Genomic DNA, 742 nt, shown 5'->3' with positions numbered 1-742 from the left:
CCGGCCGGGCCCGGGCCGAAGGCGCGGAGCTGGTGCTGTTCCCCGAACTCGTGCTGACCGGCTACGAGCTGCCCGCGCTCGTGGCTGACCCCGGGCTGTGGCTGACCGGGCCCGAGGATCCACGGCTGGACGCGATCCGCTCCACCGCAATCGCCACCGCCGTCAACGTCGCGCTGCGCGTGGACGGCCCCCGGCCCGTCATCGCGACCCTGGTCCACGGCGCGGACGGCGCGCACGTGACCACGTACCTCAAGCAGCACCTGTACCGGCACGAGCAGGACGTCTTCACGGCGGGCGGGGTGGCGGGCCGCTTCTCCCTCGGCGGGGTCGGCTTCTCCCTGGGCATCTGCTACGACAACCACTTCGCCGGGGTGCCCGCCGCGGGCGCGGCGGCCGGCTGCCGGGTCCACCTGGCGAGCTCGCTCTACGGGACGGGCGCAGGGATCGCCGAACGGGCCGCCGTCCACCCCGGGATCGCCCGGGACCACGGGATGTACGTGGCGCTCGCCAACCACGTCGGAGCCGCCGGCCCGTGGACCGGTTGCGGGGGCTCTGCCGTGTGGGCGCCGGGCGGAACGCTGCTGGCCGAGGCCGACGACCGTACGCCGTCGATCGCCGTGGCGGACATCCCGGCCGGGGAACCGGCCGGGGAACCCACGGCCGACCGCGCCGGGGAGCCGACGCGGTCCAAGGACGCCGTGCCGCCCGGCGCGCCCGCCGGGAGCCCGGCGCGGGCCCGCGC

Annotated in this window: 1 protein-coding gene; it reads left to right on the top strand. The window is 77.2% G+C overall.

What is annotated here, in order from left to right:
- On the top strand, positions 1 to 742 hold a 742-nt coding region (locus J7E97_RS34260), incomplete at both ends, for a carbon-nitrogen hydrolase family protein (RefSeq protein WP_215035388.1).

Source organism: Streptomyces sp. ISL-66, assembly GCF_018614135.1.
In the GTDB taxonomy this organism is placed as follows: domain Bacteria; phylum Actinomycetota; class Actinomycetes; order Streptomycetales; family Streptomycetaceae; genus Streptomyces.
This window is presented reverse-complemented; position numbering and strand designations above follow the sequence as displayed.